Annotated in this window: 25 protein-coding genes; 15 read left to right on the top strand and 10 right to left on the bottom strand. The window is 61.4% G+C overall.

The features are described 5' to 3' along the window. Positions 1-11 precede the first annotated feature (11 nt). The 5 genes from V8689_RS28800 (at position 12) to V8689_RS28780 (ending at position 5,427) form a co-directional block, all read left to right on the top strand. Positions 12-326 (top strand): RebB family R body protein, encoded by a 315-nt coding sequence (locus V8689_RS28800; protein ID WP_003187550.1) that lies wholly within the window; start codon positions 12-14, stop codon positions 324-326. A 50-nt stretch (positions 327-376) separates the two neighbouring features. Further along, on the top strand, positions 377-691 hold the full coding sequence (locus V8689_RS28795) for a RebB family R body protein (RefSeq protein ID WP_003187551.1): 315 nt from the start codon (positions 377-379) through the stop codon (positions 689-691). 420 nt (positions 692-1,111) lie between these two features. Beyond that, positions 1,112-2,554 (top strand): NADP-dependent succinate-semialdehyde dehydrogenase, encoded by a 1,443-nt coding sequence (gene gabD / locus V8689_RS28790; protein WP_056782564.1) that lies wholly within the window; start codon positions 1,112-1,114, stop codon positions 2,552-2,554. Between the two features lie 177 nt (positions 2,555-2,731). Next, entirely contained in the window at positions 2,732-4,009 is a 1,278-nt protein-coding gene (gene gabT / locus V8689_RS28785) for a 4-aminobutyrate--2-oxoglutarate transaminase (protein ID WP_434520665.1), read from the top strand. Between the two features lie 215 nt (positions 4,010-4,224). After that, positions 4,225-5,427 carry an HDOD domain-containing protein gene (locus V8689_RS28780; protein ID WP_044271329.1) on the top strand — a complete coding sequence of 401 codons (1,203 nt, stop codon included), beginning with the start codon at positions 4,225-4,227 and terminating at the stop codon, positions 5,425-5,427. Positions 5,428-5,554: 127 nt separating this feature from the next. Here the strand turns inward: V8689_RS28780 and V8689_RS28775 are convergent, their stop codons facing one another. Both V8689_RS28775 and desA read right to left on the bottom strand, forming a co-directional pair. Continuing rightward, complete coding sequence (locus V8689_RS28775; protein ID WP_032894198.1) at positions 5,555-6,556, bottom strand: GGDEF domain-containing protein; 1,002 nt, start codon at positions 6,554-6,556, stop codon at positions 5,555-5,557. 187 nt (positions 6,557-6,743) lie between these two features. Then, positions 6,744-7,928: a delta-9 fatty acid desaturase DesA gene (desA, locus tag V8689_RS28770; protein WP_056782566.1), complete on the bottom strand. Its 1,185-nt coding sequence runs from the start codon at positions 7,926-7,928 to the stop codon at positions 6,744-6,746. Between the two features lie 166 nt (positions 7,929-8,094). On the opposite strand from desA, the gene dibA reads away from it, so the two are divergent. The 6 genes from dibA to V8689_RS28740 all read left to right on the top strand — a co-directional run bounded on the left by dibA (position 8,095) and on the right by V8689_RS28740 (position 14,516). After that, positions 8,095-10,011: a phosphodiesterase DibA gene (gene dibA, locus V8689_RS28765; RefSeq protein WP_056782567.1), complete on the top strand. Its 1,917-nt coding sequence runs from the start codon at positions 8,095-8,097 to the stop codon at positions 10,009-10,011. Positions 10,012-10,307: 296 nt separating this feature from the next. Further along, the gene (gene oscA / locus V8689_RS28760) at positions 10,308-10,490 is read left to right on the top strand and encodes a sulfur starvation response protein OscA (RefSeq protein ID WP_010565387.1); all 183 of its coding nucleotides are present in this window, start codon (positions 10,308-10,310) and stop codon (positions 10,488-10,490) included. Positions 10,491-10,638: 148 nt separating this feature from the next. Continuing rightward, positions 10,639-11,649 carry a sulfate ABC transporter substrate-binding protein gene (locus V8689_RS28755; protein ID WP_003187562.1) on the top strand — a complete coding sequence of 337 codons (1,011 nt, stop codon included), beginning with the start codon at positions 10,639-10,641 and terminating at the stop codon, positions 11,647-11,649. A 178-nt stretch (positions 11,650-11,827) separates the two neighbouring features. Beyond that, positions 11,828-12,646, top strand: coding sequence for a sulfate ABC transporter permease subunit CysT (gene cysT / locus V8689_RS28750; protein WP_032894195.1), 819 nt, complete (start codon positions 11,828-11,830; stop codon positions 12,644-12,646). Between the two features lie 13 nt (positions 12,647-12,659). Then, positions 12,660-13,532, top strand: a complete 873-nt coding sequence (gene cysW, locus V8689_RS28745; RefSeq protein WP_003187565.1) for a sulfate ABC transporter permease subunit CysW — start codon at positions 12,660-12,662, stop codon at positions 13,530-13,532. Positions 13,533-13,535: 3 nt separating this feature from the next. Next, the gene (locus tag V8689_RS28740; protein ID WP_056782568.1) at positions 13,536-14,516 is read left to right on the top strand and encodes a sulfate/molybdate ABC transporter ATP-binding protein; all 981 of its coding nucleotides are present in this window, start codon (positions 13,536-13,538) and stop codon (positions 14,514-14,516) included. Between the two features lie 127 nt (positions 14,517-14,643). Here V8689_RS28740 and V8689_RS28735 read toward each other — a convergent pair whose 3' ends face one another. Next, positions 14,644-15,168: a DUF962 domain-containing protein gene (locus tag V8689_RS28735; RefSeq protein WP_056782569.1), complete on the bottom strand. Its 525-nt coding sequence runs from the start codon at positions 15,166-15,168 to the stop codon at positions 14,644-14,646. Between the two features lie 83 nt (positions 15,169-15,251). On the opposite strand from V8689_RS28735, the gene V8689_RS28730 reads away from it, so the two are divergent. After that, positions 15,252-15,938 carry a Crp/Fnr family transcriptional regulator gene (locus tag V8689_RS28730; protein WP_056782570.1) on the top strand — a complete coding sequence of 229 codons (687 nt, stop codon included), beginning with the start codon at positions 15,252-15,254 and terminating at the stop codon, positions 15,936-15,938. Here the strand turns inward: V8689_RS28730 and uraH are convergent. The 3 genes from uraH to V8689_RS28715 all read right to left on the bottom strand — a co-directional run bounded on the left by uraH (position 15,933) and on the right by V8689_RS28715 (position 18,564). Beyond that, entirely contained in the window at positions 15,933-16,343 is a 411-nt protein-coding gene (uraH, locus tag V8689_RS28725; RefSeq protein ID WP_056782571.1) for a hydroxyisourate hydrolase, read from the bottom strand. The two genes, V8689_RS28730 and uraH, sit on opposite strands and share 6 nt — an antisense overlap. A 27-nt stretch (positions 16,344-16,370) precedes the next feature. Next, positions 16,371-16,844 carry a GlcG/HbpS family heme-binding protein gene (locus V8689_RS28720; protein ID WP_056782572.1) on the bottom strand — a complete coding sequence of 158 codons (474 nt, stop codon included), beginning with the start codon at positions 16,842-16,844 and terminating at the stop codon, positions 16,371-16,373. 715 nt (positions 16,845-17,559) lie between these two features. After that, a complete protein-coding gene (locus V8689_RS28715) occupies positions 17,560-18,564 on the bottom strand; it encodes an AraC family transcriptional regulator (RefSeq protein ID WP_056782573.1) in 1,005 nt (334 codons plus the stop codon). A gap of 101 nt (positions 18,565-18,665) precedes the next feature. Between V8689_RS28715 and V8689_RS28710 the strand changes: the two genes are divergently transcribed. Beyond that, complete coding sequence (locus V8689_RS28710; RefSeq protein ID WP_056782574.1) at positions 18,666-19,739, top strand: fatty acid desaturase; 1,074 nt, start codon at positions 18,666-18,668, stop codon at positions 19,737-19,739. A gap of 3 nt (positions 19,740-19,742) precedes the next feature. Here the strand turns inward: V8689_RS28710 and V8689_RS28705 are convergent, their stop codons facing one another. From V8689_RS28705 to V8689_RS28695, 3 genes are all read right to left on the bottom strand, one after another. Further along, the gene (locus V8689_RS28705; protein WP_056782575.1) at positions 19,743-20,057 is read right to left on the bottom strand and encodes a hypothetical protein; all 315 of its coding nucleotides are present in this window, start codon (positions 20,055-20,057) and stop codon (positions 19,743-19,745) included. 138 nt (positions 20,058-20,195) lie between these two features. After that, positions 20,196-21,011, bottom strand: coding sequence for an ABC transporter ATP-binding protein (locus tag V8689_RS28700; RefSeq protein ID WP_056782576.1), 816 nt, complete (start codon positions 21,009-21,011; stop codon positions 20,196-20,198). After that, entirely contained in the window at positions 21,008-22,606 is a 1,599-nt protein-coding gene (locus V8689_RS28695; protein WP_056782577.1) for an ABC transporter permease, read from the bottom strand. The genes V8689_RS28700 and V8689_RS28695 overlap by 4 nt, the downstream gene beginning before the upstream one ends. Positions 22,607-22,885: 279 nt before the next feature. Between V8689_RS28695 and V8689_RS28690 the strand changes: the two genes are divergently transcribed. Next, positions 22,886-23,887, top strand: coding sequence for an ABC transporter substrate-binding protein (locus V8689_RS28690; protein ID WP_056782578.1), 1,002 nt, complete (start codon positions 22,886-22,888; stop codon positions 23,885-23,887). A 104-nt stretch (positions 23,888-23,991) separates the two neighbouring features. Here the strand turns inward: V8689_RS28690 and V8689_RS28685 are convergent, their stop codons facing one another. Next, positions 23,992-24,912: a LysR family transcriptional regulator gene (locus tag V8689_RS28685; protein WP_434520664.1), complete on the bottom strand. Its 921-nt coding sequence runs from the start codon at positions 24,910-24,912 to the stop codon at positions 23,992-23,994. 184 nt (positions 24,913-25,096) lie between these two features. Between V8689_RS28685 and V8689_RS28680 the strand changes: the two genes are divergently transcribed. Then, positions 25,097-26,002 (top strand): TauD/TfdA dioxygenase family protein, encoded by a 906-nt coding sequence (locus V8689_RS28680; RefSeq protein ID WP_056782580.1) that lies wholly within the window; start codon positions 25,097-25,099, stop codon positions 26,000-26,002. The last annotated feature ends 6 nt before the right edge of the window (positions 26,003-26,008 follow it).

Genomic DNA, 26,008 nt, shown 5'->3' with positions numbered 1-26,008 from the left:
GGAAATTGATCATGCCATTAGTCAACGAGCAAATTACCGACGCGGTCACCCAGACCAACGTCAAAGTGGTGGCCGAATCGCCTGCGATGGCGATGAGCACTATCTATCAATCCATGGCGCAGGCCACGGCGATTCTGTTCCAGAACGCGGTGTCGGCCCAGCAGCAGCAAAACACCCTGGCCCAGGCGGCCACCAACCAGGGCGTGATGCAGATCTACAGCGTCGATACCACCGCAGGTGCGGCGGCCACCGAGAAAGTCGCCCAGGGCGGCGTGTCGGATAACCTCACCAGCCTGTTGACCGTGCTCAAGTCGTTCCAGCCTTAAGCACTGAGCAATAACGGATGTTGTTGTTTCTCAACCCAGGAGTTTCAACCATGAGTACAGTCAGCCCGCAAATCACCGATGCCGTCACCCAGACCAACGTCAAGGTGGTTGCCGAATCACCCGCGATGGCCATGAGCACCATCTACCAATCCATGGGCCAGGCCACGGCGATCCTGTTCCAGAACTCGGTCTCGGCTCAACAGCAACAAAACACCCTGGCCCAAGCCGCCACCAACCAAGGCGTGATGCAGATCTACAGTGTCGACACCACCGCTGGCGCCGCCGCCACCGAAAAAGTCGCCCAGGGCGGCGTGGCCGACAACTTGACCAGCCTGCTGGCCGTGCTCAAGTCGTTCCAACCTTAAGCTGCAAGGTCCCCAATAGCCCCGGCGCCCACAAGGCTCCGGGGCTGTTGCCGTGTGTGCGTTTGATCAGAAAGATGAGCCCGATGCGCCATATTCGTTCTTTTTTTCGAACAGACTATTGCCCTGTACCCCCATTGATCCTAGGATTCGTTTGAGATTTCAAACGCTCTGTCTCCCGTGCGCTTTTCACTTATCCTGGCGTGCTGGACTGATTTCCCTGACGGCAGCCCCAGGCTGATGCCATGTAGAAGCGAGCTTGCTCGCGAAAATCGTTAACGATGACGTCGCGTTTCTGGTTTTACGCGGCGCCTTTGAATTTTTCGCCAGCAAGCTCGCTCCTACAAAGACATTGCCCACAAGGCGCCTTTCAACAACTCTAATTCGCTCCGCGTGCGCGCGGTGCTGTTAAGGAAAGCCGACATGCAGCTTAAAGACACCCAGTTGTTCCGCCAGCAAGCCTTCATTGATGGCGCTTGGGTCGACGCGGACAATGGTCAAACCATCAAGGTCAACAACCCGGCCACGGGCGAGATTCTCGGCACCGTGCCGAAGATGGGCGCCGCGGAAACCCGCCGCGCCATCGAAGCCGCCGACAAGGCCCTGCCAGCCTGGCGCGCACTCACCGCCAAGGAGCGCGCCAACAAGCTGCGCCGCTGGTTCGAACTGCTGATCGAAAACCAGGACGACCTCGGCCGCCTGATGACCCTCGAACAAGGCAAGCCGCTGGCCGAAGCCAAGGGCGAAATCGTCTACGCCGCCTCCTTTATCGAGTGGTTCGCCGAAGAAGCCAAGCGCATCTATGGCGACGTGATCCCCGGCCACCAGCCCGACAAGCGCCTGATCGTGATCAAGCAGCCTATCGGCGTGACCGCTGCCATCACCCCGTGGAACTTCCCCGCCGCGATGATCACCCGCAAAGCCGGCCCGGCCCTGGCCGCCGGTTGCACCATGGTGATCAAGCCAGCCTCGCAAACCCCGTTCTCGGCCCTGGCCCTGGTTGAGCTGGCGCACCGTGCCGGTATCCCCAAAGGCGTGCTCAGTGTGGTCACCGGCAGCGCTGGCGACATCGGCGGCGAGCTGACCAGCAACCCGATCGTGCGTAAATTGTCCTTCACCGGCTCGACCGAAATTGGTCGCCAGCTGATGGCCGAATGCGCCAAGGACATCAAGAAAGTCTCCCTGGAGCTGGGCGGTAACGCACCGTTCATCGTGTTCGACGACGCCGACCTGGATAAGGCCGTCGAAGGCGCGATCATCTCCAAGTACCGCAACAACGGCCAGACCTGCGTCTGCGCCAACCGCCTGTACATTCAGGAATCGGTGTACGACGCCTTCGCTGAAAAGCTCAAGGTGGCGGTGACCAAACTGAAGATCGGTAATGGCCTGGAAGACGGCACCACCACCGGCCCGCTGATCGACGAAAAAGCCGTGGCCAAGGTGCAGGAACATATCGCTGATGCCCTGAGCAAAGGCGCCAAGCTGTTGGCCGGTGGCAAGGTGATGGAAGGCAACTTCTTCGAACCGACTATCCTGGTCGACGTGCCGAAAAACGCCGCCGTCGCCAAGGAAGAAACCTTCGGCCCGCTGGCGCCGCTGTTCCGCTTCAAAGACGAAGCCGAAGTGATCGCCATGTCCAACGACACCGAGTTCGGCCTGGCCTCCTACTTCTATGCCCGCGACCTGGGCCGTGTGTTCCGTGTGGCCGAGGCCCTGGAATACGGTATGGTCGGCGTCAACACCGGGTTGATCTCCAACGAAGTGGCGCCGTTCGGCGGCATCAAGGCCTCGGGCCTGGGCCGTGAAGGGTCCAAGTACGGGATCGAGGACTACCTGGAAATCAAATACCTCTGCCTGGGCATCTAAGGCACGCGATTGCAGCAAACGCAGAGGGCACGAGAGCGCTGCCCCTTTGCGTGTTTCACATGGTTATTCGCAGTGGCCGGGAAAGCTGTGGCAGTCGATCATCGCATGCTGCCGTAGTTGCCTCCCCGCCACCTATCCTTGAGCCACGCCGCCCGATGAGCGGCGAATGAGGACTTTATGAGCAAGACCAACGCATCCCTGATGAAACGCCGCGAAGCCGCTGTACCGCGCGGTGTTGGCCAGATTCACCCGATCTTCGCCGAATCCGCGAAGAACGCCACCGTGACCGACGTTGAAGGTCGCGAGTTCATCGACTTCGCCGGCGGTATCGCCGTGCTGAACACCGGCCACGTGCACCCCAAAATCATCGCGGCCGTGACTGAGCAACTTAACAAGCTGACCCACACCTGCTTCCAGGTATTGGCCTACGAGCCCTACGTAGAAGTGTGCGAGAAAGTCGCCGCCAAGGTGCCGGGTGATTTCGCCAAGAAAACCCTGCTGGTCACCACCGGTTCCGAAGCGGTAGAAAATGCCGTGAAAATCGCCCGCGCCGCCACGGGCCGTGCCGGTGTGATCGCCTTCACCGGCGCTTACCACGGCCGCACCATGATGACCCTGGGCCTCACCGGTAAGGTGGTGCCTTACTCGGCCGGCATGGGCCTGATGCCGGGCGGCGTGTTCCGTGCGCTGTACCCCAACGAACTGCACGGTGTGAGCGTCGACGACTCCATCGCCAGCATCGAACGTATCTTCAAAAACGATGCCGAGCCGCGTGATATCGCTGCCATCATCATCGAGCCGGTGCAGGGCGAGGGCGGTTTCTACGTCGCGCCAAAAGCCTTCATGAAGCGCTTGCGCGAACTGTGCGACAAGCACGGCATCCTGCTGATCGCCGACGAAGTGCAAACCGGTGCCGGCCGTGCCGGTACCTTCTTCGCCATGGAACAGATGGGCGTCGCCGCCGACCTGACCACCTTCGCCAAATCCATCGCGGGCGGCTTCCCGCTGGCCGGTGTGTGCGGCAAGGCCGAATACATGGACGCCATCGCCCCAGGCGGCCTGGGCGGCACTTATGCCGGTAGCCCGATCGCCTGCGCCGCGGCCCTGGCCGTGATGGAAGTGTTCGAAGAAGAGCACCTGCTGGACCGCTGCAAGGCCGTGGGCGAGCGCCTGGTGACTGGCCTCAAGGCCATCCAGGCCAAGTACCCGGTAATCGGCGAAGTGCGTGCCCTGGGCGCGATGATCGCGGTCGAGCTGTTCGAAGACGGCGACACCCACAAGCCAAACGCTGCCGCCGTGGCTTCCGTGGTGGCCAAGGCGCGTGACAAGGGCCTGATCCTGCTGTCCTGCGGTACCTACGGCAACGTATTGCGCGTACTGGTGCCCCTGACCTCGCCGGACGAGCAGTTGGACAAGGGCTTGGCGATCATCGAAGAGTGCTTCTCCGAACTCTGACACGCCCCCTGTAGGAGCGAGCTTGCTCGCGAAAAACCCCCAGGCACCGCGTTTCAATGAGTGCCCGCGTTTTCGTTAACGACCTTCGCGAGCAAGCTCGCTCCTACAAAAAGACAAAGCAAAAAAACCGCTTCGGCGGTTTTTTTGTGCCTGCTTCATTGTACGCACGCGCCTGCATTGTCTAAGGTGCAAGCATTGCCGATGGAGCGTGCTGGATGACTGCTGTTGATTTACCCGCTGTACCCCGAGTGTTGATCGCTGAAGCAGACCCTTGGTCGCGGGACCTGCTCAAGCAAGTGCTGTTGAATGTGCGCTGTGACGCACGGCTGGATGTGTGCGCCGATGGGCAGCACGCCGCCACGCTGTTGGGCGAAAAAACCTACGACCTGATCCTGGCCGATTGGGAGCTGCCGGGCGTGGATGGCCTGAGCTTGCTGCGCAGCGTGCGCCAGAAGCGCCGTTCGCTGCCGTTTATCTTGCTGAGCAGTCGCAATGACAGCGCCAGCGTGCGCGAAGCCTTGCCCCTGGCACCCACCGCTTACCTCACCCGCCCATTGAACATGGAAAGCCTGACTCAGCGCCTGCAAGACCTGCTGCTCAACGAAGGCGAAAGCGTGTACTGCGAGATCCCACCGCTGGCGCCGGGCATGACCTTGCCCGCCTTCCTGGAGCGGCGCCGCGAGGTTTGCGATGGGGCGCCACTGCGCGTGGATGTGAAAGCCGCCGTGCAACGCAGCCTGGGGCCCGAAGGCCTGGACCTCAAGCAGTTGGAAGACCAGGTGCACAGCGACCCGCAAATCACCGCCGTACTGATCGCCGCCGCCAACAGCGCCGGCTACCACGGCACGCCGGTGCAGACCCTGCCAGAAGCCTTGCATAAGTTGGTGCCCGGCCAAAGCATGAACCTCATCCTGGGCCTGGCGCTCAAGCACAATGTGGTGTTGGGTGACCCTGGGCTGGTGGCCTACGCCGAACGTCACTGGCAATTGTCCCAAGACAGCGCCGACTACGCCCGGCGCCTGGCGCGCATGCTGGAGCTCGATCACGAGCGTTGTTACAGCGCGTGCATTCTGCACCGCTTGGGCGACCTGGCCTTGTTGCGCTGCCTGGAAGACTGGCGCCAGGGCGGCGGTGCCCTGGATGACCAAACCATCGGCGAATCCCTCGACGCCTTTGGCGCCGCCTACGGTTCGGCATTGCGCACACGTTGGCGCTTGCCGCTGGAGTTGCGACAGTTGATCGCGGGGATTTATTCACTTGAAGGCGGGGTGTATTCGCGCGAAGCCCTGGTGGTGAACCTGGCGGTGCAAATGGCGCGGCTGACCGAGCACGAAGGGCTCGAAGAACTGGCCGGCAGCAAGACCGCGCGGCTGCTCAAGGTAGGCCTGCCGGAACTCACCCGAGTGCGCAAAACCTGAAACACCCCCCGAACACCTGTAGGAGCGAGCTTGCTCGCGAAAAACGTCAACGATGACACGGGCTTCCTGAATAAACGCGGCGCCTGTGAGTTTTTCGCGAGCAAGCTCGCTCCTACAAAAGGATGTGTTAACCGGCGATAACGCGGTTCTTGCCCTGGCGCTTGGCCTCGTACATCGCCGCATCCGCTCGCGCAAACAGGCTGTCGAGGGTGGAGTCGTCTTCGCGCAGGCCGGCCAGGCCCTGGCTGACGGTCACATTGAATTCGTGCCCCTCGTAGCTAAATACCAACGCCTGGATTTCCTTGCCCAACCGTTCGGCCACCTGCAGGGCCATCTCCGGTGGGCAACCCGGCAGCACAGCGGCAAACTCTTCGCCACCAACGCGCCCGAACAGGTCGCCACGGCGCAATACCCCGCGACCGCTCTCGGCGATGCGCCGCAGCACCTGGTCGCCCTCCAAGTGGCCGTAGGTGTCGTTGATGTCTTTGAAATCATCGATGTCCAGCAACAGGAACGCCAGCGGGGTGCCCTGCGCGCAGGCGTTGTCGAAGGCTTGGTTGGCGAGTTCGAAGAAGTGTCGGCGGTTGCTGCTTTGGGTCAGTACGTCGGTGGTGGCGAGGCGATGCAGTTCCAGCTCAAGTTGCTTCTTTTCGGTGATGTCTTCGGCGATGCCCACCACGATCAGCGCTTCACCGGGTACCACCTGCTGGTTGATGTAGCACTTGTCGCTCAACCAGCGAATCTGCCCGTCAGCGGTGATGATGCGGTACTCGCGGTCCTCCACGGCGCCCTGTTCCAGCACACGAGCCAGGCTGTGTTCGGCGTAGTCGAGGTCTTCGGGGTGGACGCTGTTGCGCCATTCACGGTGGTCGGCCAGCAGCAGGCCGGCAGAGCGGCCAAACAGGCGCTCGTAGGCCGGGCTCACATACAACACGCGGCGTGTTTCCCAATCGATGGCCCACAGCACGGCGTTCACGCTGACCAGCAGGGAGCTGAGCAGTTGCTCACGCTCACTCAGCCGCTCGACTTCACCTTGAGCATGCATAAGCGCCAACAGGGTCGCCGCCGCGGCCGGGCGCGGCGGCTCTGCGGTGGGCACATCGGGCAGGCTGGGCTTTTCGTGAACCATCGGTACAACTCTCTCTGGGCGCGCCGCAGGTGCAAAAGCGGTCACTACAAGGGGTCACCATGATGGCGAAGTGTTCTTTGAGAGAGGGGAATTGCGGTGAAGTTCCGTGAACGGCGTGGATTGACGGTGCCCGGAAAATGGCGCCAAAAAGCCAGTGCGTGGGAGGGCAAGCCCTCCCACGGTGCCCTTACGCCGCTGTAGGACGCAGCGAGTAAGTCTTCAACTGGTGGGCAAAATCGCGCAGGGATTGGATGCCGCTGGCCTCGGCTTCATGCACCCATTCCTTGATCGCGGCCAGCATATCGTGGCCGTTGGAACTGGTCTTGAGCCAGATCTGCTGCAGCGCCAGGCGCTTTTCGTAGATCACGGTCAGGGCATGGCTGTGTTCCAGCATGCTCTGGATGCGCAAGTGGTGGCGGTCTTCCAACAAGCTGGTTTCCCGCGACAACAGGCGCTTGGCACGATGGAACTGGTGGCGCACCGAATGATCGACTTTCTCCAGCTCCTGCTTGACCAACGGGCCAATCACCAACTTGCGGTATTGGGCCATGATCTGGAAGCGGTTGTTGAGGATCGCCATGGCGGTGTCCATGTCCAGGCTACCCTTGCCTTCGACGCGGTGGGCGATGGGCGCTACACGCTGCACCTTGGCCAGGCGCAGAAAGCTGAACACTTTGATCCAGGCCCAACCCAGGTCGAACTCCCACTTCTTCACCGACAGCTTGGCGGAGTTGGGGTAGGTGTGGTGGTTATTGTGCAGCTCTTCGCCGCCGACGATGATGCCCCACGGCACCAGGTTGGTGGCGGCGTCACGGCATTCGAAGTTGCGATAGCCCACGGCATGCCCCAGGCCATTGATCACGCCGGCGGCCCAGAACGGGATCCACATCATCTGGATCGCCCAGATGGTGATACCGATGGTGCCGAACAGCAGCAGGTCGATCACGCCCATCAGCGCCACGCCTAACAGCGGGTAGCGCGTGTAGAGATTGCGTTCGATCCAGTCGTCCGGGCAGTTTTTGCCGTAGATGCGCAGCGTCTCGGGGTTTTCCGCCTCTGCGCGGTACAGCTCGGCACCTTTGCGCAGCACGGTGGACAGGCCCTTGATCACCGGGCTGTGCGGGTCATCGACGGTTTCGCATTTGGCGTGGTGTTTGCGGTGGATGGCGGTCCACTCGCGGGTGTTCTGCGCCGTGGTCAGCCACAGCCAGAAGCGGAAGAAGTGTTTCAGGCCGGCATTGAGCTCGAGCGAGCGATGGGCCGAATAACGGTGCAGATAGACAGTGACCCCAATAATGGTCACGTGGGTCATCAACAGCGTGATTGCCACCAGTTGCCAGGCGGACAGATCAAGAAAACCGTTGTACCACATAGGCTGTATGGCCCTCAGATAAAGTAAAAAACAGCACCCGCATTATCACTTCCTTTGCAGATAAAACCAGTCACCGTTTCAGATAAGACTTACAAAGTGTTTCCTACTCTATAATCCGGATTCTTTGTAGGGCGATTCTGGTTATTTAGTAAGGATTACTAAGCATATGCTGTTTTCATACCGAGGTGCCCTACGTGCGGGGTTGGTATACCTGCTGGTGTCTATCGTTTGGCTCCAGCTCAGCAATTACCTATTAATCAACTTTATCGATGAACCTTTGGAGCTGGGGCGCTGGCTGCAGGCACGCGGTTATGTGTGGGTCAGCCTCAGCGCGTTGCTCATTTACTGGATAGGCCGGCGTTTTGCCCGTGCCCACGCGTTGCAACAACCCCTGAAAGAGAACCGCGAGCGCCTGCGGCAGGCCGCTGCGGTGTTCGATTGCACCCGCGAAGGGGTGCTGGTCACCGATACCCAGGGGCTGATCGTGCACGTCAACCGGGCGTTTATGGAGATCACCGGCTACCAGTGCGAAGACGTCATGGGCCAACGGCCAAGCCTGTTCAAGTCCGGGCGCCACTCAGCGCATTTCTATCAGCAAATGTTCCAGGCCCTGGAAAGCACCGGCGAGTGGAGCGGCGAAATCTGGAACCGACGTAAAAGCGGCGAGGTTTACCCCCAGTGGCAAACCATCCGCGTGATTCATGATGACCAGGGCCAGGTCAGCCACTACGTGGCGGTGTTTTCGGACATCAGCGCCATGAAAAACTCCGAGCACGAATTGGCGCACCTGGCCCATCACGACCCGCTCACCGACCTGCCCAACCGCCTGCTGTTCACCGATCGCGCCGAGCAGGCCCTGGCCTCTGCGCAGGTGCATAAGCGTGGCTGCGCCCTGCTGTTGATGGACCTGGACCACTTCAAGATCATCAACGACAGCCTGGGCCATAACGTCGGCGATCAATTGCTCAAGTTGGTGGCCGAACGCCTCAGCGGCCTGTTTGGGCCGGGGGTGACCCTGGCGCGCCTGGGGGGCGACGAGTTTGCCGTGCTGGCCGAAAGTTGCCCGCAGGTGGTGCAAGCGGCGGCCTTGGCGCAGCGCATGCTCAACGCCATGAAGGATCCGTTCATTTTTGACGGCAACCAGCTGTTTATCAGCGCCAGTATCGGTATCAGCCTGTTCCCCAGTGACGCCCTGAGCGCCGAGCAACTGCTGCGCAACGCCGATTCCGCCTTGTTCAAGGCCAAGAGCGCCGGGCGCGAAGGCTACGCGTTGTATACCGAAGAGCTGACCGCCCACGCCCAACACCGAGTGGAAATCGCCGGCGAGCTGCGCCGCGCCCTCGACCAACATGAGCTGCGCGTGTATTACCAGCCGGTGCACGACCTGCACGATAGCCGTTTGGTCGGCGTTGAAGCACTGGTGCGCTGGCAGCACCCGGAACGCGGCCTGGTGCCCCCGGGCGAGTTCATCCCCATCGCCGAGCGCACCGGGCTGATTGCCGACATCGATGCGTGGGTGATGGACCAGGCCTGCCGCCAGATGTGCCAATGGCTGGCCGACGGCGCGCCGCTGAGCTTTATCGCCATCAATGTCTCCAGCCGCTTGTTTGCCCGGCGCGAGCTGTATGAGCAAGTCGCCCAAGTGCTGCACGCCACTGGGCTGGATCCGGCCTTCCTGGAGCTGGAAGTCACCGAGAGCGCGGTGATGGACGACCCGGAAGTCGCGCTGGAGCAACTGCACCGCCTGCGCGAACTGGGCCTGCGCCTGGCCATCGACGACTTTGGCACCGGCTATTCCTCGTTGCTGCGCCTCAAACGCCTGCCGGTGCAGAAGCTCAAGATCGACCAGGGCTTTGTGGCGGGCTTGCCGTGGGACGAAGACGACGCGGCGATTGTGCGCGTGGTGATCGCCTTGGCCAAAAGCATGGGCATGCAGGTGCACGCCGAAGGGATCGAGCAGGTGGAACAGGCGCGGTTCCTGCTGGATCAGGAATGCGACATGGGCCAGGGGTATTGGTTTGGACGGCCGATGCCGGCTGATGAAATCGACTGGACCCGAGCACCTCTGATCCGCCAGGACTGACTCGGTCAATGTGGGAGCCGGGCTTGCCTGCGAAAGCGGTGTGTCAGTCACTGTATCTGTAACTGCACCACCGCTTTCGCAGGCAAGCCAGCTCCCACAGGGGTTCTGCGGCGCCTGTGTGTGAGTGTTTTTTCTGGCGAAACCCTTGCAAGCCCATGCCCTATCAGAAAATTCTTTCTGGTTATATAAACATTCTTAAATAGTATTTTTAAGAATATCCGCGCTTATCTACTATCGCCCTCACGCCGCAAGCAGTGCCGCCACTGCCAGGCACTACTCATTTAAGGAGCGAGACCATGAGCGCATCTCTACGTAGCGTTGACGGCCAGGACGAAGCAGCCATTTTGCGTGAAATCCAGAGCGCCTTGCGCGACCTGCGGTTTGGCGCGGTGGAAATCACCGTGCACAACGCCCAAGTGGTACAGATCGAACGCAAGGAAAAATTCCGTCTGCAGAACCCGGGTAACAAACCCGCCTAAGAACACATCACCAGTAGGAGCGAGCTTGCTCGCGAAAAACGCCAACGATAACGCAGCGCATCAGGTTTAACGCGGTGCTCCTGGGTTTTTCGCGAGCAAGCTCGCTCCTACAGGGTTGCGCCTACATACAAGAATTTCAGGAGCTTCTATGTCGTCGATTCGCCGTTATGCCTTGGCCGCATTGGCCAGTGCCGTGTTTGCCGGTTCCGCCGTTGCCAAGGACTACGAGTTGCTCAACGTTTCGTACGACCCCACTCGTGAGCTGTATCAGGACTACAACGCTGAGTTCACCAGCTTCTGGAAGCAGTCCCACCCCGGCGACAACGTCAAGATCCAGCAGTCCCACGGTGGCTCGGGCAAACAAGGCCGGGCGGTGATCGATGGGCTGCGCGCCGACGTCGTCACCCTGGCCCTGGCCGGTGACATCGACGAAATCGCCAAGCTGGGCAAGACCCTGCCAGAGAACTGGCAGACCCGCCTGCCGGACGCCAGCACGCCGTACACCTCCACCATTGTGTTCCTGGTGCGCAAGGGCAACCCCAAGGGCATCAAGGACTGGGGCGACCTGATCAAGAAAGACGTGTCGGTGATCACGCCCAACCCGAAAACCTCCGGCGGTGCGCGCTGGAACTTCCTCGCCGCCTGGGCCTACGGCCTCAAGGCCGGCGGCAGCGAAGCCAAGGCCCAGGAATACGTCAAAGAGCTGTTCAAGCACGTGCCGATACTGGACACCGGCGCGCGCGGTTCTACCATTACCTTCGTCAACAACGGCCAGGGTGACGTGCTGCTGGCGTGGGAAAACGAGGCGTTCCTGGCCTTGAAGGAAGACGGCGGCGCCGACAAGTTCGACATCGTCGTGCCGTCCCTGTCGATCCTGGCGGAACCGCCTGTGGCGGTGGTGGACAAGAACGCCGAGAAAAAGGGCAACACCGAGATCGCCACCGCGTACCTCAACCACCTGTACAGCCCGGCGGGCCAGGAGATTGCGGCGAAGAATTTCTACCGTCCACGGGATGAAAAAGTCGCCGCCAAATACGCCCAGCAGTTCCCGAAACTGGACCTGGTGACTATCGACAAAGACTTTGGCGGCTGGAAAACTGCCCAACCGAAATTCTTCAATGACGGTGGCGTGTTCGACCAGATCTACACGGCGCAATAACTACACCGATCACTGTAGGAGCGAGCTTGCTCGCGAAAAACTTCAAGGCACCGCGTGCAAACAGACTGCCCGCGTTATCGTTGACGATCTTCGCGAGCAAGCTCGCTCCTACAGTGGTCAGGAGAGCCCGCATTCACTTGCGGGTTTTGCATATCCGTTCCGCTAACCAAGGACTCTTATGTCGCGTCGTATCTCCCCCGTCATACCCGGCTTCGGGCTGACGCTGGGCTACACCGTGGTGTACCTCAGCCTGATCGTACTCATCCCCCTGGCGGCGATGTTTGTACACGCCGCTCAACTCACCTGGGATCAGTTCTGGAACATCATTTCCGCGCCTCGCGTATTGGCGGCCTTGAAGCTGAGCTTCAGCACCGCGCTGTACGCCGCGCTGATCAACGGTGTGATCGGCACGCTGCTGGCCTGGGTGCTGGTGCGCTACACCTTCCCCGGGCGCAAGGTCATTGATGCGATGATCGACCTGCCGTTCGCCCTGCCCACTGCCGTCGCCGGTATTGCGCTGACCGCGCTGTACGCACCCAACGGCCTGGTTGGCCAGTTTGCCACCGACCTGGGTTTCAAGATCGCCTACACCCCCCTGGGTATCACCCTGGCGCTGACGTTCGTCACGTTGCCCTTCGTGGTGCGCACGGTGCAGCCGGTACTGGCCGATATCCCCCGGGAAATCGAAGAGGCCGCCGCCTGCCTCGGCGCCAAGCCGTTGCAAGTGTTCCGCTACATCCTCGTGCCGGCATTGTTGCCCGCCTGGCTGACCGGCTTCGCCCTGGCGTTTGCCCGAGGCGTGGGTGAGTACGGTTCGGTGATCTTCATCGCCGGCAACATGCCGATGAAGACCGAAATCCTGCCCTTGCTGATCATGGTCAAGCTCGACCAATACGACTACCGCGGCGCCACCTCCATTGGTGTGCTGATGCTGGTGGTGTCCTTTGTCTTGCTGCTGCTGATCAACTTGTTGCAGCGGCGCATCGAACGTCCATAAGGAGGCGCGGAACATGTCCCAATCGTCTATTTCCGCCGCGTCCTCGGCCAACGCCGCCCGCCGTGGCAGCGCGACCTCGCGACGCATCCTCATCGGCCTTGGCTGGCTGGTGTTCGTGCTGTTCCTGCTGCTGCCGTTGCTGGTGGTAGTGTCCCAGGGCTTGAAGAACGGCCTCGGCACGTTCTTCACCGCAATCCTTGAACCGGACGCGCTGTCGGCGCTGAAACTCACGGTGATCGCCGTGCTGATTTCGGTGCCGCTCAACCTGGTATTCGGCGTCAGCGCCGCCTGGTGCGTGAGCAAGTACTCGTTCCGTGGCAAGAGCATTTTGGTCACGCTGATCGACCTGCCGTTCTCGGTCTCGCCGGTGATCGCCGGCCTGGTGTACGTGTTGATGTTCGGCGCCCAGGGCTTCTTCGGGCCGTGGCTGCAAGACCATGACATCCAGATCGTGTTCGCCCTGCCGGGCATCGTGCTGGCGACCATCTTCGTCACCGTGCCGTTCGTGGCCCGTGAGCTGATCCCGCTGATGCAGGAGCAGGGCACCCAGGAAGAAGAAGCCGCACGCCTGCTGGGCGCCAATGGCTGGCAGATGTTCTGGCATGTCACCGTGCCGAACATCAAGTGGGGCCTGATCTATGGCGTGGTGCTGTGTACGGCACGGGCCATGGGTGAGTTCGGCGCGGTGTCGGTGGTGTCCGGCCACATTCGCGGCGTCACCAACACGCTGCCGCTGCATGTCGAGATTCTCTATAACGAATACAACCACGTTGCCGCGTTTGCGGTGGCCAGCCTGTTGCTGATCCTGGCGCTCTTCATCCTGCTGCTCAAGCAGTGGAGCGAGAACCGAATCAACCGCCTGCGCAACAGCGCGGGTGAGGAATAAGTCATGTCGATCGAAGTCCGTAATGTCAGCAAGAACTTCAACGCCTTCAAGGCCCTGGACAGCATCAACCTGGATATCCAGAGTGGCGAGCTGGTGGCGTTGCTGGGCCCGTCCGGCTGCGGCAAGACCACCTTGCTGCGCATCATCGCCGGCCTGGAAACCCCGGATGCCGGCAGCATCGTGTTCCATGGCGAAGACGTCTCCGGCCACGATGTGCGTGATCGCAACGTGGGCTTTGTGTTCCAGCACTACGCGCTGTTTCGCCACATGACCGTGTTCGACAACGTCGCCTTCGGCCTGCGCATGAAGCCGAAAAACCAACGCCCCAGCGAAAGCCAGATCGCGAGCAAGGTTCACGAGCTGCTGAACATGGTGCAGCTGGATTGGTTGTCCGACCGTTACCCGGAACAACTTTCCGGCGGCCAGCGCCAGCGTATCGCCCTGGCCCGCGCCCTGGCGGTGGAGCCCAAGGTATTGCTGCTCGACGAACCCTTCGGCGCCCTCGACGCCAAGGTGCGTAAAGAACTGCGCCGTTGGCTGGCGCGCCTGCACGAAGACATCAACCTGACCTCCGTGTTCGTGACCCACGACCAGGAAGAGGCCATGGAAGTCGCCGACCGTATCGTGGTGATGAACAAGGGCGTGATCGAGCAGATCGGTTCACCGGGCGACGTCTACGAAAACCCGGCCAGCGACTTCGTTTATCACTTCCTGGGTGACTCCAACCGCCTGCATTTGGGCGAAGACAAGCACCTGCTGTTCCGCCCTCACGAAGTGTCGTTGTCGCGCCATGAGCTGGAGGATCATCATGCGGCGCAGGTGCGGGATATTCGGCCGCTGGGTGCGACCACTCGCGTGACCTTGAAGGTTGAAGGCCAGAGTGAATTGATCGAGGCCGAAGTGGTGAAAGACCATGACAGCCTAACCGGATTGGCGCGGGGCGAGACCCTGTTCTTCAAACCCAAGGTCTGGCAAAAAGCCTAATAGCACTGCAAAACCCTTGTGGGAGCCGGGCTTGCCCGCGATGGCGGTGTGTCAGTCGACAGTTATGCCAATTGATCCACCGCCATCGCGGGCAAGCCCGGCTCCCACATTGGATCTTCAGTACCTGTTAGACCGTGGCGTTTTTCCCGCGTACCGCCACCGGCCCCGAACGCTGTTCAATCTGCCGCTTGAGCTCATGCCGCAACCCCAGCAAAAACGCCAACTCCGCCACCACAAACAACGGCCCCACGATCAGCCCCGACACATCGTCCACAAACGCAGGCTTCCTGCCTTCGTAGTAGTGCCCGACGAACTGAATCACCCAGCCCACCACAAACATGCCCACGCCGCTGCTCAGCCACACCGCCGTGCTTTGCGCCGCCAGCCCATGCCCAGCCCACACCGACAAACCCATCAGCACCGTCATCAACACGCCCAGGGCCAGTTCCAGGCGCAGGTAAAACCACGCCGAAAACAACGCCAGCAGCACCGCAGGTGATAGCCACAGCCCGCCCACCGACCATTCCGGGCGCGACAGCAGCACGGCCACCGCCACCACGATCAACGGAATACCGATGAAGTGGCTGGCGATGTTGCGTGGGTCGCGGTGGTACGCGGCGTATTGACTGAGGTGGTCGACGAGGCTTTTCATTGTTGTTCCTCCTGTAGAATGTTTGATCATGCCCTGTCAGCCTGTACCTAACTGTCAACTGGGCGACAATCTTCGGAGTTCGCATGGACACAGGGATATGGCACGCGCAATTGGCTCGCGGTCAGTGGTTCAGCCATTTGCCGCCTGACTTGCAGCGTAGCCTGCTGGCGGCGGCGCGGTTGCGTGTGCTGACGGCGGGGCAGTACCTGTTCAAGCGCGGTGACCCGCCGTGCGGTGTGTATGCGGTGCTGGAAGGTACGGTGCGCATCAGCGCGGTCAGTGCCCAAGGCAAGGAAGCGGTGTTGAGCCTGGTGGAAACGCCCTACTGGTTCGGCGAGATCTGCCTATTCGACAACCTGCCGCGTACCCACGATGCCCTGGCGACGGGCGCTTGTAGGCTGTTGCAGGTGCCGCAGGCGGCGATGCTCGGCATTCTCGAACAGCATCCGCTGTTCTGGCGGGAGATGGCTTTGTTGATGAGCCATAAACTGCGACTGTCGTTGATCAATATCGAACAGATAAGCCTGATGCCCGCCTCAGAGCGGCTGGCCCATCGGTTGCTGATGATTGCCCAAGGCTACGGCGAAGTGGAGCAGGCGCGCCGCGTGCTGCAACTGCCCCAGGAGGATCTGGCGGCAATGCTGGGCCTGTCGCGCCAGACCATCAACAGTCTGCTCAAGGCGCTGGAGCAACAGGGCATTATCGGCTTGAGTTACGGCGCCATCGAGATACGCGACCTCAACCGGCTGCAGCTGGCCGCGGGCCTATGAACCGCGATAGGTGGAGAAGCCGTAAGGGCTGAGCAGCAGCGGGATGTGGTAGTGCTGGTCGGCCTGCTTGACCTGGAATATCACCGGTACCTCGGGGAAGAACGTCTCGCGGTTAGCCTTCTTGTAGTAGTCGCCGGTCTTGAACACCACGCGGTACTCGCCCGGCTGCAGGCTGCGGTTGGCCGGGAACAGCTCGGCGATGCGGCCTTGCTGGTTGGTCACACCTTCAGACAGCGACTGCCATTTATCGCCCACGTGCTGTTCAAGGGTGACATTGACACCGGCGCTTGGCAGGCCATTTTCCAGGTTGAGTACGTGCACGCTCAGGGGGTTGGCGTCGGCCAGGGCCAGGTTGCACAGGCCGCTCAGGCTCAGTGCGGCGAGGGTCATGCTCAAGGTTTTCATCGCGAAGTCCTTTTGAGGGAAGTGGAATCAAGGAGTGATTTTCAAGCCCAGTTGCTCGGCGGCCTGTACGGCGCAGGCTTCATCCTGCGCGGCGCCACCGGCACCGGCGATACCTAGGGCACCGACCAGTTCGGCGTCGGCAAACAGCGGCACGCCGCCGCCGAGCAACAGCAGCTCGGGCAAGCTGTTGAGGTTGGCGGCCTCGGGGTTATTGCGCGCCCGTTCGGCAAACAGCCGGGTCGGGGTTTTTGTCGACAGCGCCGTGTACGCCTTGCGTTGGCTGGCGAGGCTGTTGTGCGGGCCGACACCGTCAGCGCGCAGGCCCAGCAACAGGTTGCCACCGCGGTCGAGGATGGTCAGCGCTGCGGTGCAGTGGGCCAGGCTGGCGTCGGCCAGTTGGCGAGCGGTGTGCAAATCCAGCTCGGCGTGGCGTGGCAATTGTGGCGCCGCCTGGGCGGCGGTGGCCACGGCGAGGCTCAGGAACAAGGCAGTGCGGTACATAGTGAGGGCTCCAGAAAGCAGGCCGTCACGGTAACCAGTGGATGCGGACAAAAGCCGCACAATTGGATGACAGGTTTGTAATCAAACTCAGGGATGTGTGGTGGTTGTACCGGCCTTATCGCAGGCAAGCTCACACATGTGAACGCATTCCCCTGTGGGAGCTGGCTTGCCTGCGATGGCGACCTTTCAGCTGACGCCTATCTACCAGGCACCCCACAATCCAACTGTGGGAGCGGACTTGCTCGCGAAGACGGCCTGGTAGTCAACACAGTTGGATTGTGTGCATATCCATTGCTGCGGTCACGGCCACTTAGGGTTCCGCCCTGACGGCGGCTCACTTTTGAAAAGAGCCCAAAAGTAAGCAAAAGGCTCTTGCCCCACCACTCGGCACCTCGCTTAGGCTCGGTGTGCCCGAACACAGGCTTGAATCCGTGGGCCGCCGCCACGCGCCATCCATGGCGCGGGGCGGCTAACCCGGCGTCCTGCCGGGTTACCCACGAATTCAAGCCTGCGTTCGGCCAGCGTGGTTTAACGGGGCGCCTGAGATCAAGATCAAAAGCAGATCAAGAGCGGCTCGCTTCGCATCGTGGTTACCGTCTGCTGCTACAGCCCACGAAGTTGTGTAGATATCTATGCTCATCGCAGGCAAGCCAGCTCCCACAGGATGTGAACCCATTCCCCTGTGGGAGCTGGCTTGCCTGCGATGAGGCCCTTGCTACTGCAACCCGTCGCGAAACTGCCCCGGCGTCATCCCCGTCCAGCGCTTGAACGCGCGGTTGAAACTGCTGGTGTCGGCAAACCCCAGCAAATGGCTGATCTCGGCCAATGAGCAGTGCGGGTCACGCAGGTGCAATAACGCCAGGTTTTGCCGGCATTCATTGAGCAGGGCGTCAAACCGACACCCTTCATCGGCCAGATGCCGCTGCAAGCTGCGCAGGCTCAAGTGCAGCGCTTGGGCGATGCGTTCGGCGCTTGGCTCGCCGTCTGGCAATTGCGCCTCGATGGCGGCGCGTACCTTGCGTTCCCAGGTCAGCGGTTGCAGTTGGGCGAGGGTGCGCTTGAGCACGGTTTCGTTGTGTTCGGCCAGCTCCGGGTTGGCGTCGTCCAGGTGGCTGTCGAAGTCGTTGGCGGCGAATTCCAGGCGGTCTTCGTCGGCGGCAAAGAATACTGGCGAGCGAAATACCGTATGCCACGGCTTGGGGTCGGCGGGTTCCGTGCGCCGCAGGTAAACGGCCAATGGCGCATAGTCGCGCCCCAGGCGGTTGCGGCAGGTGCGTACGTAGATCGCCGCAAAGGCATCGATCGCTTCCGGCGCAGGCGCGGGGCTGCCTGGGGGTTGGAGCAGGCGAAAACGGTAGACGTCGCCGTGGCGGCTCAGTTCGAGGTCCAGGGCATCACTGACCACCTGGTGATAGCGCACGATGCGCTCGAACACCTCGCGCAAGCTGCCGCTGGCTACCAAGGCGTAACCCAGTGCATGGAAGGTGGTGGGGCTGACAAACCGCGACACCCGCAACCCAATCGCCGGGTCGCCACTGGCCTGTACCGCCAGCGCCCATAAGCGCGTGGTGGCCGACAACCGGTAGCGGGCGTTGGGGTCGTCCATCTGCTGCGGGTCCAGCCCGGCTTCGGCGCACAGCGCGGCGCTGTCGAGGCCCAGGGCGTCGAGCTGCTTGCGCAGGGCACGGGTCCAGCTGGCGAGGGAAGTGGGTTCGGTCATGGCAATTGGCGCTTGTGGTCAACAGATTGGCGTGCGCGGCTAGCGTCCTGCGCTAGGGTTAGGTGCAGGATTCAGGCATCACTTCACAAGAGAATGGAAGCATGGACGGTACTTCTGCAAGCCCCCAGCCGTTGAACGCACAACAGCGTTCGGCGCATATCCGCGAGGTGGTGATGGCCGAAGGCGTGCGCTTGCGCCAGCGGCACCCCTGGTTGTTGCATCAGGACGCGCTGGGCGCGGGCATCCTGGCCTTTGCCCTGCTGGGCATGCTCGGCTCGGCAGCGCTCTATATCAGCGGTTATATGGCCTGGTGGGTGTGCCTGCTGCTCAATGCCTTTTTCGCCTCGCTCACCCATGAGTTGGAACACGACCTGATCCACAGCATGTACTTTCGCAAGCAACGCGTGCCCCACAACCTGATGATGGGCCTGGTTTGGCTGGCGCGGCCAAGCACCATCAACCCATGGATACGCCGGCACCTGCACCTCAACCATCACAAGGTCTCGGGCACAGAAGCCGACATGGAAGAGCGCGCGATCACCAATGGCGAACCCTGGGGCATCGCGAGGTTGCTGATGGTGGGGGACAACATGATATCGGCCTTGATCCGCCTGTTGCGCGCCAAGACCTGGCCGCACAGGGTCAGCATCCTCAAGCGCGTGCTGCTGGTGTACGCACCGTTGGCCTTGCTGCATTGGGGCGCGTGGTACGTCTTCCTGGGCTTTCATGCCGCCAATGGCATTGCCAGCCTAATGGGCGCGCCCATTCAGTGGTCAGCCGCTACCTTGCAGGTGATGCAGGTGATCGATATCGCTGCGGTGGTGATCATCGGCCCGAACGTGTTGCGCACCTTCTGCCTGCACTTTGTCAGCTCCAACATGCACTACTACGGTGATGTGGAGCTGGGCAATGTGATCCAGCAAACCCAAGTGCTGAACCCGTGGTGGCTGTGGCCGATGCAGGCGTTCTGCTTCAATTTCGGCAGCACCCACGGCATCCATCACTTTGTGGTGAAAGAACCGTTCTACATCCGCCAGATGACCACCAAAGTGGCGCATAAGGTGATGGCTGAGATGGGGGTGCGCTTCAATGATTTGGGTACGTTTACGCGGGCCAATCGATATGAGCGAGAAGAACAGGCGCAGTCGCAAGTCAATCAGGCTGCGCCGGTGTGAGGTTTACTCTCCGGTAATCAGCAGGCAGGTCTGAGCCTTGCAGCCTTTGGCGTACGAAAGCGTTACAAATCTGATGGCCGCTTCGCGTGTTTTAGTGGCAATCGTCAGCGGACGGGTCTTGGAGTCCTCGACCTGCTGGCTTTCTCCCGGCAGGACGACGGTTATCCATTGCCCCTGAATAATATCCAGTGGGGTCTTGGTCTTGTTCACCACTTCGATCAGCGGATGTTCAACCGGGGCGATGTCAGCCGCGGCCTGCGCAGCCATCGGCAGCAGGGATAGGGCCATACAGGCCATGAAATGGGAGGCTACAGTCATGCGTACTCTTCCTGAGTAAAAGGCGATTGAAAGATTTTGGGTAGATACAGCGAGCCCGCATCTAAGACGCCTGCCTCGGTTATCGCAACGCTGGGGTTGTAAGTGGGGATGTCGCTTGGGCCTGAGGCGATCGTTTTCCTAGCAGGCAATAAACGCCAGGGGCAAATCGCGAATCTGTTCACGCACGGGCGGTTGGTAGTGGTCATCGCTGATCAGTTCGTGCAGCAGTTCTTCGCGCAGTTGGTGGAATTCAAAGCTGCTGCGCTGGCGCGGATGGGGCAGGGCGATGTTCACCACTTGCTTGATGCGCCCGGGCCTGGGCTCCATCACCACCACGCGGTCGGCGAGGACAATCGCCTCTTCCACATCATGGGTCACCAGCACCGTGGTGATCCTGGCGCGGGCGCGAATGGCCAACAGTTCATCCTGCATCTGCTGGCGGGTCAGCGCGTCGAGGGCGCCGAAGGGTTCGTCCAGCAACAGGATGCGCGGGCTGGCCACCAGGCCGCGGGCAATCGCCACCCGTTGCGCCATGCCGCCGGAGAGTTGGTGTGGGTAGGCGCGGGTGAAGTCGGTGAGGCCCACCAGCTCGATAAAATCGTTGATGCGCCGCGTGCGCTCGGCCTCGCTCAGCGGCTCGTTGACCAGGCCCAGGCCGATGTTTTGCGCCACGGTCAGCCACGGGAACAGGCGGTGCTCCTGGAACACAATGCCGCGTTCGCCGCCGATGCCGCTGACGGCATTGCCATCCACGCGGATCTCGCCGCGAAACTGCGTATCGAGCCCCACCAAAAGGCGCAGCAGGGTGGACTTGCCGCAACCGCTGGCGCCGACAATCGCGACGAATTCCCCTTCGGCCACCTCCAGGTTGAATTCGCGGATGGCTTCCAGTTCGAAGCCATCGACGTCGAAGGACTTGCCCACATGGTTGAAGCTGACAATCGGTGCGTTCATGCGTGTCTCCAGCGAGTGGCGCGGGTTTCGAGGCGTTGGCCGAGCAGGTTGAGGGTGGCGCCGGTGAGGCCGACCAGCAGCATGCCGCTCATGATCAGGTCCATGCGCAGCAGCTGTTGGGCACCGATCATCAGGCTGCCGATGCCGCCATTGGAGGGCATGAAATATTCGGCGCCGAGAGTGCCCATCCACGCGTAGATCAGGCTCAGGCGCAGGCCGGCGAAAATCCCCGACGCGGCGCCCGGCAGTACCAGGCGGCGCAGGCGTTGCCAGAGGTTCAGGCGCAACACCTGCGCGGCTTCGCGCAGCTGGGGCGACAGGTTGAGCACGCTGCGCTGGGTGGCGATAAACAACGGGAAGAAGGCGGCGAGGGCGATAAACACCCACTTGGCCAACTCACCCAGGCCGAACCAGGCGGTCAACAGCGGCACCCAGGCGAAAATCGCAATCTGACGCAGCGCGGACAAGGTTGGGCCGAACAGTCGCTCACTGCGCCGCGACAACCCCAGCCATAAGCCCAAGGCAAAACCCAGGCTGCCGCCGAGCAGCAAGCCGCCCATGGCTCGGCCCAGGCTTTTGCCTAGGGCGGTGGTGAGGCTGCCATCCAGCGCGCCGGCCAGGGTGGTCTGCAGCACGGCCCACGGGCTGACCAAAATGTTCGGGTCTACCCAGCCCTGTTGCGTCGCGGCCTGCCACAGCGCCAACAACAGCAAGGGTAACAACCAGGGCTGCAGGCGTTGCCAGCCTTCATAGCGTGGCCCGCGGCGGATCTGCGCGGTGGCGGGGTGCGGCCAGTGCACCCACTTGCGATCCAGCCAGCCGATGCCGCGGTCCATCACCACACCCAGCACGCCAATGACCACGATGCACACGAAGACGATATCAAGCATGAACAACTGGCGCGCCCACACCATCAGGTAGCCGATGCCTTCGCTGGAGGCCAGCAACTCCACGGCCAGCAAGGAAGTCCAGCCGGCCCCCAGGGCCAGACGCACGCCGGCCATGAACGCCGGCAGTGCGGCGGGCAGGACCAGGCGGCGGATCAACACGTGGCCAGGCAGGCGCAGCACCCGGGCGGCTTCGCGCAGGTTGGGCTGGGCATCGCGCACGCCCACCAGGGTATGCAGGGTCACGGGCACCACGATGGCCTTGACCAGCACCACCAGCTTGAGGGTTTCGCCAATACCGAAAAACACCATGAACAGCGGGATCCAGGCCAGCGTCGGCACTTGCGCCAGTGCGCTGAACGTCGGGAATACCAAACGCTCGGCACGCGCACTGAAGCCCAGGAACGCACCCAGTATCGCGCCGGCACTGATACCGGCCAGCAAGCCCCAGAACAAGCGCTGCAAGCTGATCGCCAGATGGCTCCATAACTCGCCACCGGCCAACTCCACCGCGCTGCTCCACACCAGGGCGGGAGTGGGCAGAATCTGCTCGCTCATCCAATGATTGCGGCTGGCCAGCCACCATAGGGCAAACAGCGTGAGCGGCAGCAGCCACGGCAACACCCGCTGGCCCAGTTGCGGCCAGCGCGGCGCGATGCCTTTGGACGGCGCCGCCAGCGGCAGGCTCAGCAGTGAAATCCGGGCCATGGAAGACCTCCGAATGCGTTATGTGATTTCGATCTTACAAAAGCGTGATCAAGATGATTTCGAGCTAAGAAAAGTCATTTAAAGCCTCACGCCGCCACGCATCCAATGCATTCGAAGAATATTTTCGATGCTGTTTGTGCATATCCCTCTGGAGGCTGCGGGTTAGCTTGCATAGTCCTAAAAGCTATTAAATTGTGAATTTATAGTATTTAAAGTTTTGTTTAGTCTGTGCCTACTTTTTGCTCCCCAGGCGACCGTCGCCCACCAGGAGCTGCGCTTATGAAACTGCCCTTCAAACGTCTGATCAGCCTGTTCGCCGGCACCGCCCTGGCCGGGTTGGTGCATGCCGCCGACCTCAAGGAAATCCGCATCGCGGTGCCCGACCTCAGTGCCGGCAGCCAGCACAGTGGCGGTGGCATCACCGACGTGTTGCGTGAACAGCAGATCTTTGAAAAAGCCTTTGCCGACCAAGGCATCAAGATCCAGTGGAATTACTTCAAGGGCGCCGGCCCTGTGATCAACGAAGCCTTCGCCAACGGCCAGGTAGACCTCGCCTATCTGGGCGACCTGGCGGCGATCATCGGCCGCTCCAATGGCTTGGATACGCGGCTGCTCAGCGCTTCTGCACGGGGAGTGAAACACTACCTCGGCGTGGTGCCGGGCTCGGGCATCAAGACCCTGCAAGACCTCAAGGGCAAGCGCGTGGCGGTGTTCCGTGGCACGGCCAGCCAGTTGTCGTTCGACAGCGCATTGGCCAGCCAGGGTTTAAGTGAGAAGGACCTGAAGGTGATCAACCTGGACTTCAATGCGGCCGCTGCCGCCCTGGCCGCCAAGCAAATTGATGCCACCTGGGGCGGTTCCACGCTGACGGCGTTGCAGGCCAAAGGCTTGGCAGAGATACCGTTGACCACCAAGGACCTGGGCGATGCCGGCAGCATCCAGGCCGTGCTGGTGGGCAGCGCCAAATTTGTCGATGAACACCCAGACGCCGTGGCCACGTTGCTCAAGGCCCAGCAGCAAGCGGTGCAGTGGTTGACCGATGACAACAACAAACAGGCCTACATCGCGCTGGTGTCCGGGCTGGCCAGTTACCCGCCGGTGATCCTCACCAATGATTTGAAAGACCAGAAACTCAGCGAAGTCTTCCCCTCCACACTGGACCCGGTGTTCCTTGGCAAATTGCAGGAAGCGGTGGACTTGGCGTCCAGGGAGAAGTTGATTCGCAAGTCGTTTCAGGTGAGTGATTGGGTGGCGCCGGGGTTGGTGGCGGCGGGGCTCTGAGCTTGTCGGTGCCTGGGCTATCGCTATCGCAGGCAAGCCAGCTCCCACATTTGAACGGTGAACACATTCTAGTGTGGGAGCTGGCTTGCCTGCGATGAGGCCCTTCAAACCGCCACACTTACCGGCTGACTATCCACCTCCACCAAGGTCTCGATCATCGCCTTCGCCGCCGGCGACAACCGCGACCCCGTGCGGCTGACAATCCCGCAGCGCGCACTCATTGTCTCCATGTGCTGCGGCAAGTTGCGCCAGTGCAGCAGCACCAGAGCCCCCCTGGCAATCTCCTCGGCAAAGGCTTCCTCCGTGCCGACACCGATGGCATTGGTTTGCAGCACGATGCTCACCAGCGCCGGGAAGTGCTCGGTCTGGATGCTCGGTGAAAAATCCATACGCCCACTCAGGTTCGCCAACAGTTTGCGAATGCCTTGGGAGATCAGCGGCGCCGCCAGCGGGTAGTCGAACATATCGTTGGTGGACAGGCTGTCCTTGGCCAGCAAGGGGTGCCCAGGGCGGCAGAAAAACACCCCGCGTTTGGGGGTGAGTGCGCGGGTCTGGAAATTCGGGTCGGCCTCGAACTGACGAATGTCGGCGATAAAGAATTCGATCTCTTCACGGCTCAGGCGGCGGCTGAGGGTTTCCCAGTTATCCACCTGAAACGTGGTGCGGATTTTCGGGTGGGCGTTGATAAACCGCGCCACCGCATCCGGCACCAGTTTCACCGCTGGCGCCGGGCCGCAGCCAAAGCGCAGGTCGCCGGCGTCGAGCTTGGTCATGCGCGTCACTTCACTGCTCAGCAGCGCTGCGCCATGCACCAGGCTCAGGGCGTGCTGCAACGCCACCTGGCCTTCCGGCGTGGGGCGCAAGTCCTTGTGGCCACGGTCTACCAACACGCAACCGAACTCCTGTTCCAGCCCCTGGATGCTGCGGCTGAACGCCGGTTGGGTGATGCCCATGGCGTCCGCGGCGCGCACGAAACTGCGGTGTTCGTTGAGGGCGATGAAGTAGCGCAGTTGGCGAAGATCCATATGCTTTCCCGGCATTTTAAAAATAGGTCGAAGGCATTTGCGACCCGGCAAGCTGAGGTTTTAAATGCAAGCTCTTATTCCGTCAACGAAGCATTCATTCATTTGCTAGACCTAAATTGCATATGGATAGAGCGTTGCTGGAAGCGTCCCCCCACCGTTTCGCAGGCACATGAGGGTCATCACAATGAGCAACGCCGCATTAGCCGTTCAACCCATCGCCCACGCACTCGATATTCACCCGGTAGCCGGGCGGATCGGTGCCGAGATCCGTGGCATCAAACTGTCCGGTGAGCTGGATGCCGCCACCGTCGAGGCCATCCAGCAGGCGCTGGTGCAGTACAAGGTGATCTTCTTCCGCGAACAAACCCATCTCGATGACCAGAGCCAGGAAGCCTTCGCTCACCTGCTCGGCGAGCCGATCGCCCACCCCACGGTGCCGGTGCGGGACGGCACGCGGTTCCTGATGGAGTTGGATGGCACCCGTGGCCAGCGCGCCAACTCCTGGCACACCGACGTGACTTTCGTCGATGCGTACCCAAAGGCCTCGATCCTGCGTTCGGTGCTGGCGCCTGCTTCTGGTGGCGACACCGTATGGGCCAACACCGCCGCTGCCTACAACGACCTCAGCGTGGAGCTGCGCGCATTGGCTGACCAGCTGTGGGCGGTGCACAGCAACGAATACGACTATGCCGCCCGCAAGCCGGATGTGGCGGTGGAGAAGCTGGAGGAGTACCGCAAAGTGTTCACCTCCACGGTGTACGAAACCGAACACCCGGTGGTACGTGTGCACCCGGTCAGCGGTGAGAAAACCCTGCTGCTGGGGCACTTCGTCAAACGCCTGAAAGGCTACTCCCAGGCGGAGTCGGCGCAGTTGTTCAACCTGCTGCAAGGCCACGTCACCCGCCTGGAAAACACCGTGCGCTGGCGCTGGAACACCGGTGACGTGGCGATCTGGGATAACCGTGCCACCCAGCATTACGCGGTGGACGACTACGGCACCCAGGAGCGCATCGTTCGGCGGGTCACGCTCAAGGGCGATGTACCGGTGGGGGTGCAGGGGCAATCAAGCAAAACCACTAAAGGTCTTTAAGCCAGG

The organism is Pseudomonas sp. AK181 (assembly GCF_051122975.1).
GTDB lineage: Bacteria > Pseudomonadota > Gammaproteobacteria > Pseudomonadales > Pseudomonadaceae > Aquipseudomonas > Aquipseudomonas lactis.
The sequence above is the reverse complement of the archived record's forward strand: the minus strand, read 5'-3'. Positions and strand labels throughout refer to the sequence as shown.

Coding starts and splice junctions, on each gene's coding strand:
- V8689_RS28700 (WP_056782576.1), bottom strand. CDS start 21,011: ATGAACGCACCGATTGTCAGCTTCAACCATGTGGGCAAGTCCTTCGAC.
- V8689_RS28740 (WP_056782568.1), top strand. CDS start 13,536: ATGTCGATCGAAGTCCGTAATGTCAGCAAGAACTTCAACGCCTTCAAG.
- V8689_RS28705 (WP_056782575.1), bottom strand. CDS start 20,057: ATGACTGTAGCCTCCCATTTCATGGCCTGTATGGCCCTATCCCTGCTG.
- V8689_RS28695 (WP_056782577.1), bottom strand. CDS start 22,606: ATGGCCCGGATTTCACTGCTGAGCCTGCCGCTGGCGGCGCCGTCCAAA.
- V8689_RS28690 (WP_056782578.1), top strand. CDS start 22,886: ATGAAACTGCCCTTCAAACGTCTGATCAGCCTGTTCGCCGGCACCGCC.
- oscA (WP_010565387.1), top strand. CDS start 10,308: ATGAGCGCATCTCTACGTAGCGTTGACGGCCAGGACGAAGCAGCCATT.
- V8689_RS28800 (WP_003187550.1), top strand. CDS start 12: ATGCCATTAGTCAACGAGCAAATTACCGACGCGGTCACCCAGACCAAC.
- V8689_RS28795 (WP_003187551.1), top strand. CDS start 377: ATGAGTACAGTCAGCCCGCAAATCACCGATGCCGTCACCCAGACCAAC.
- V8689_RS28715 (WP_056782573.1), bottom strand. CDS start 18,564: ATGACCGAACCCACTTCCCTCGCCAGCTGGACCCGTGCCCTGCGCAAG.
- cysW (WP_003187565.1), top strand. CDS start 12,660: ATGTCCCAATCGTCTATTTCCGCCGCGTCCTCGGCCAACGCCGCCCGC.
- V8689_RS28735 (WP_056782569.1), bottom strand. CDS start 15,168: ATGAAAAGCCTCGTCGACCACCTCAGTCAATACGCCGCGTACCACCGC.
- V8689_RS28755 (WP_003187562.1), top strand. CDS start 10,639: ATGTCGTCGATTCGCCGTTATGCCTTGGCCGCATTGGCCAGTGCCGTG.
- V8689_RS28720 (WP_056782572.1), bottom strand. CDS start 16,844: ATGTACCGCACTGCCTTGTTCCTGAGCCTCGCCGTGGCCACCGCCGCC.
- gabD (WP_056782564.1), top strand. CDS start 1,112: ATGCAGCTTAAAGACACCCAGTTGTTCCGCCAGCAAGCCTTCATTGAT.
- dibA (WP_056782567.1), top strand. CDS start 8,095: ATGCTGTTTTCATACCGAGGTGCCCTACGTGCGGGGTTGGTATACCTG.
- V8689_RS28710 (WP_056782574.1), top strand. CDS start 18,666: ATGGACGGTACTTCTGCAAGCCCCCAGCCGTTGAACGCACAACAGCGT.
- V8689_RS28775 (WP_032894198.1), bottom strand. CDS start 6,556: ATGGTTCACGAAAAGCCCAGCCTGCCCGATGTGCCCACCGCAGAGCCG.
- cysT (WP_032894195.1), top strand. CDS start 11,828: ATGTCGCGTCGTATCTCCCCCGTCATACCCGGCTTCGGGCTGACGCTG.
- desA (WP_056782566.1), bottom strand. CDS start 7,928: ATGTGGTACAACGGTTTTCTTGATCTGTCCGCCTGGCAACTGGTGGCA.
- V8689_RS28680 (WP_056782580.1), top strand. CDS start 25,097: ATGAGCAACGCCGCATTAGCCGTTCAACCCATCGCCCACGCACTCGAT.
- uraH (WP_056782571.1), bottom strand. CDS start 16,343: ATGAAAACCTTGAGCATGACCCTCGCCGCACTGAGCCTGAGCGGCCTG.
- V8689_RS28685 (WP_434520664.1), bottom strand. CDS start 24,912: ATGGATCTTCGCCAACTGCGCTACTTCATCGCCCTCAACGAACACCGC.
- V8689_RS28730 (WP_056782570.1), top strand. CDS start 15,252: ATGGACACAGGGATATGGCACGCGCAATTGGCTCGCGGTCAGTGGTTC.
- gabT (WP_434520665.1), top strand. CDS start 2,732: ATGAGCAAGACCAACGCATCCCTGATGAAACGCCGCGAAGCCGCTGTA.
- V8689_RS28780 (WP_044271329.1), top strand. CDS start 4,225: ATGACTGCTGTTGATTTACCCGCTGTACCCCGAGTGTTGATCGCTGAA.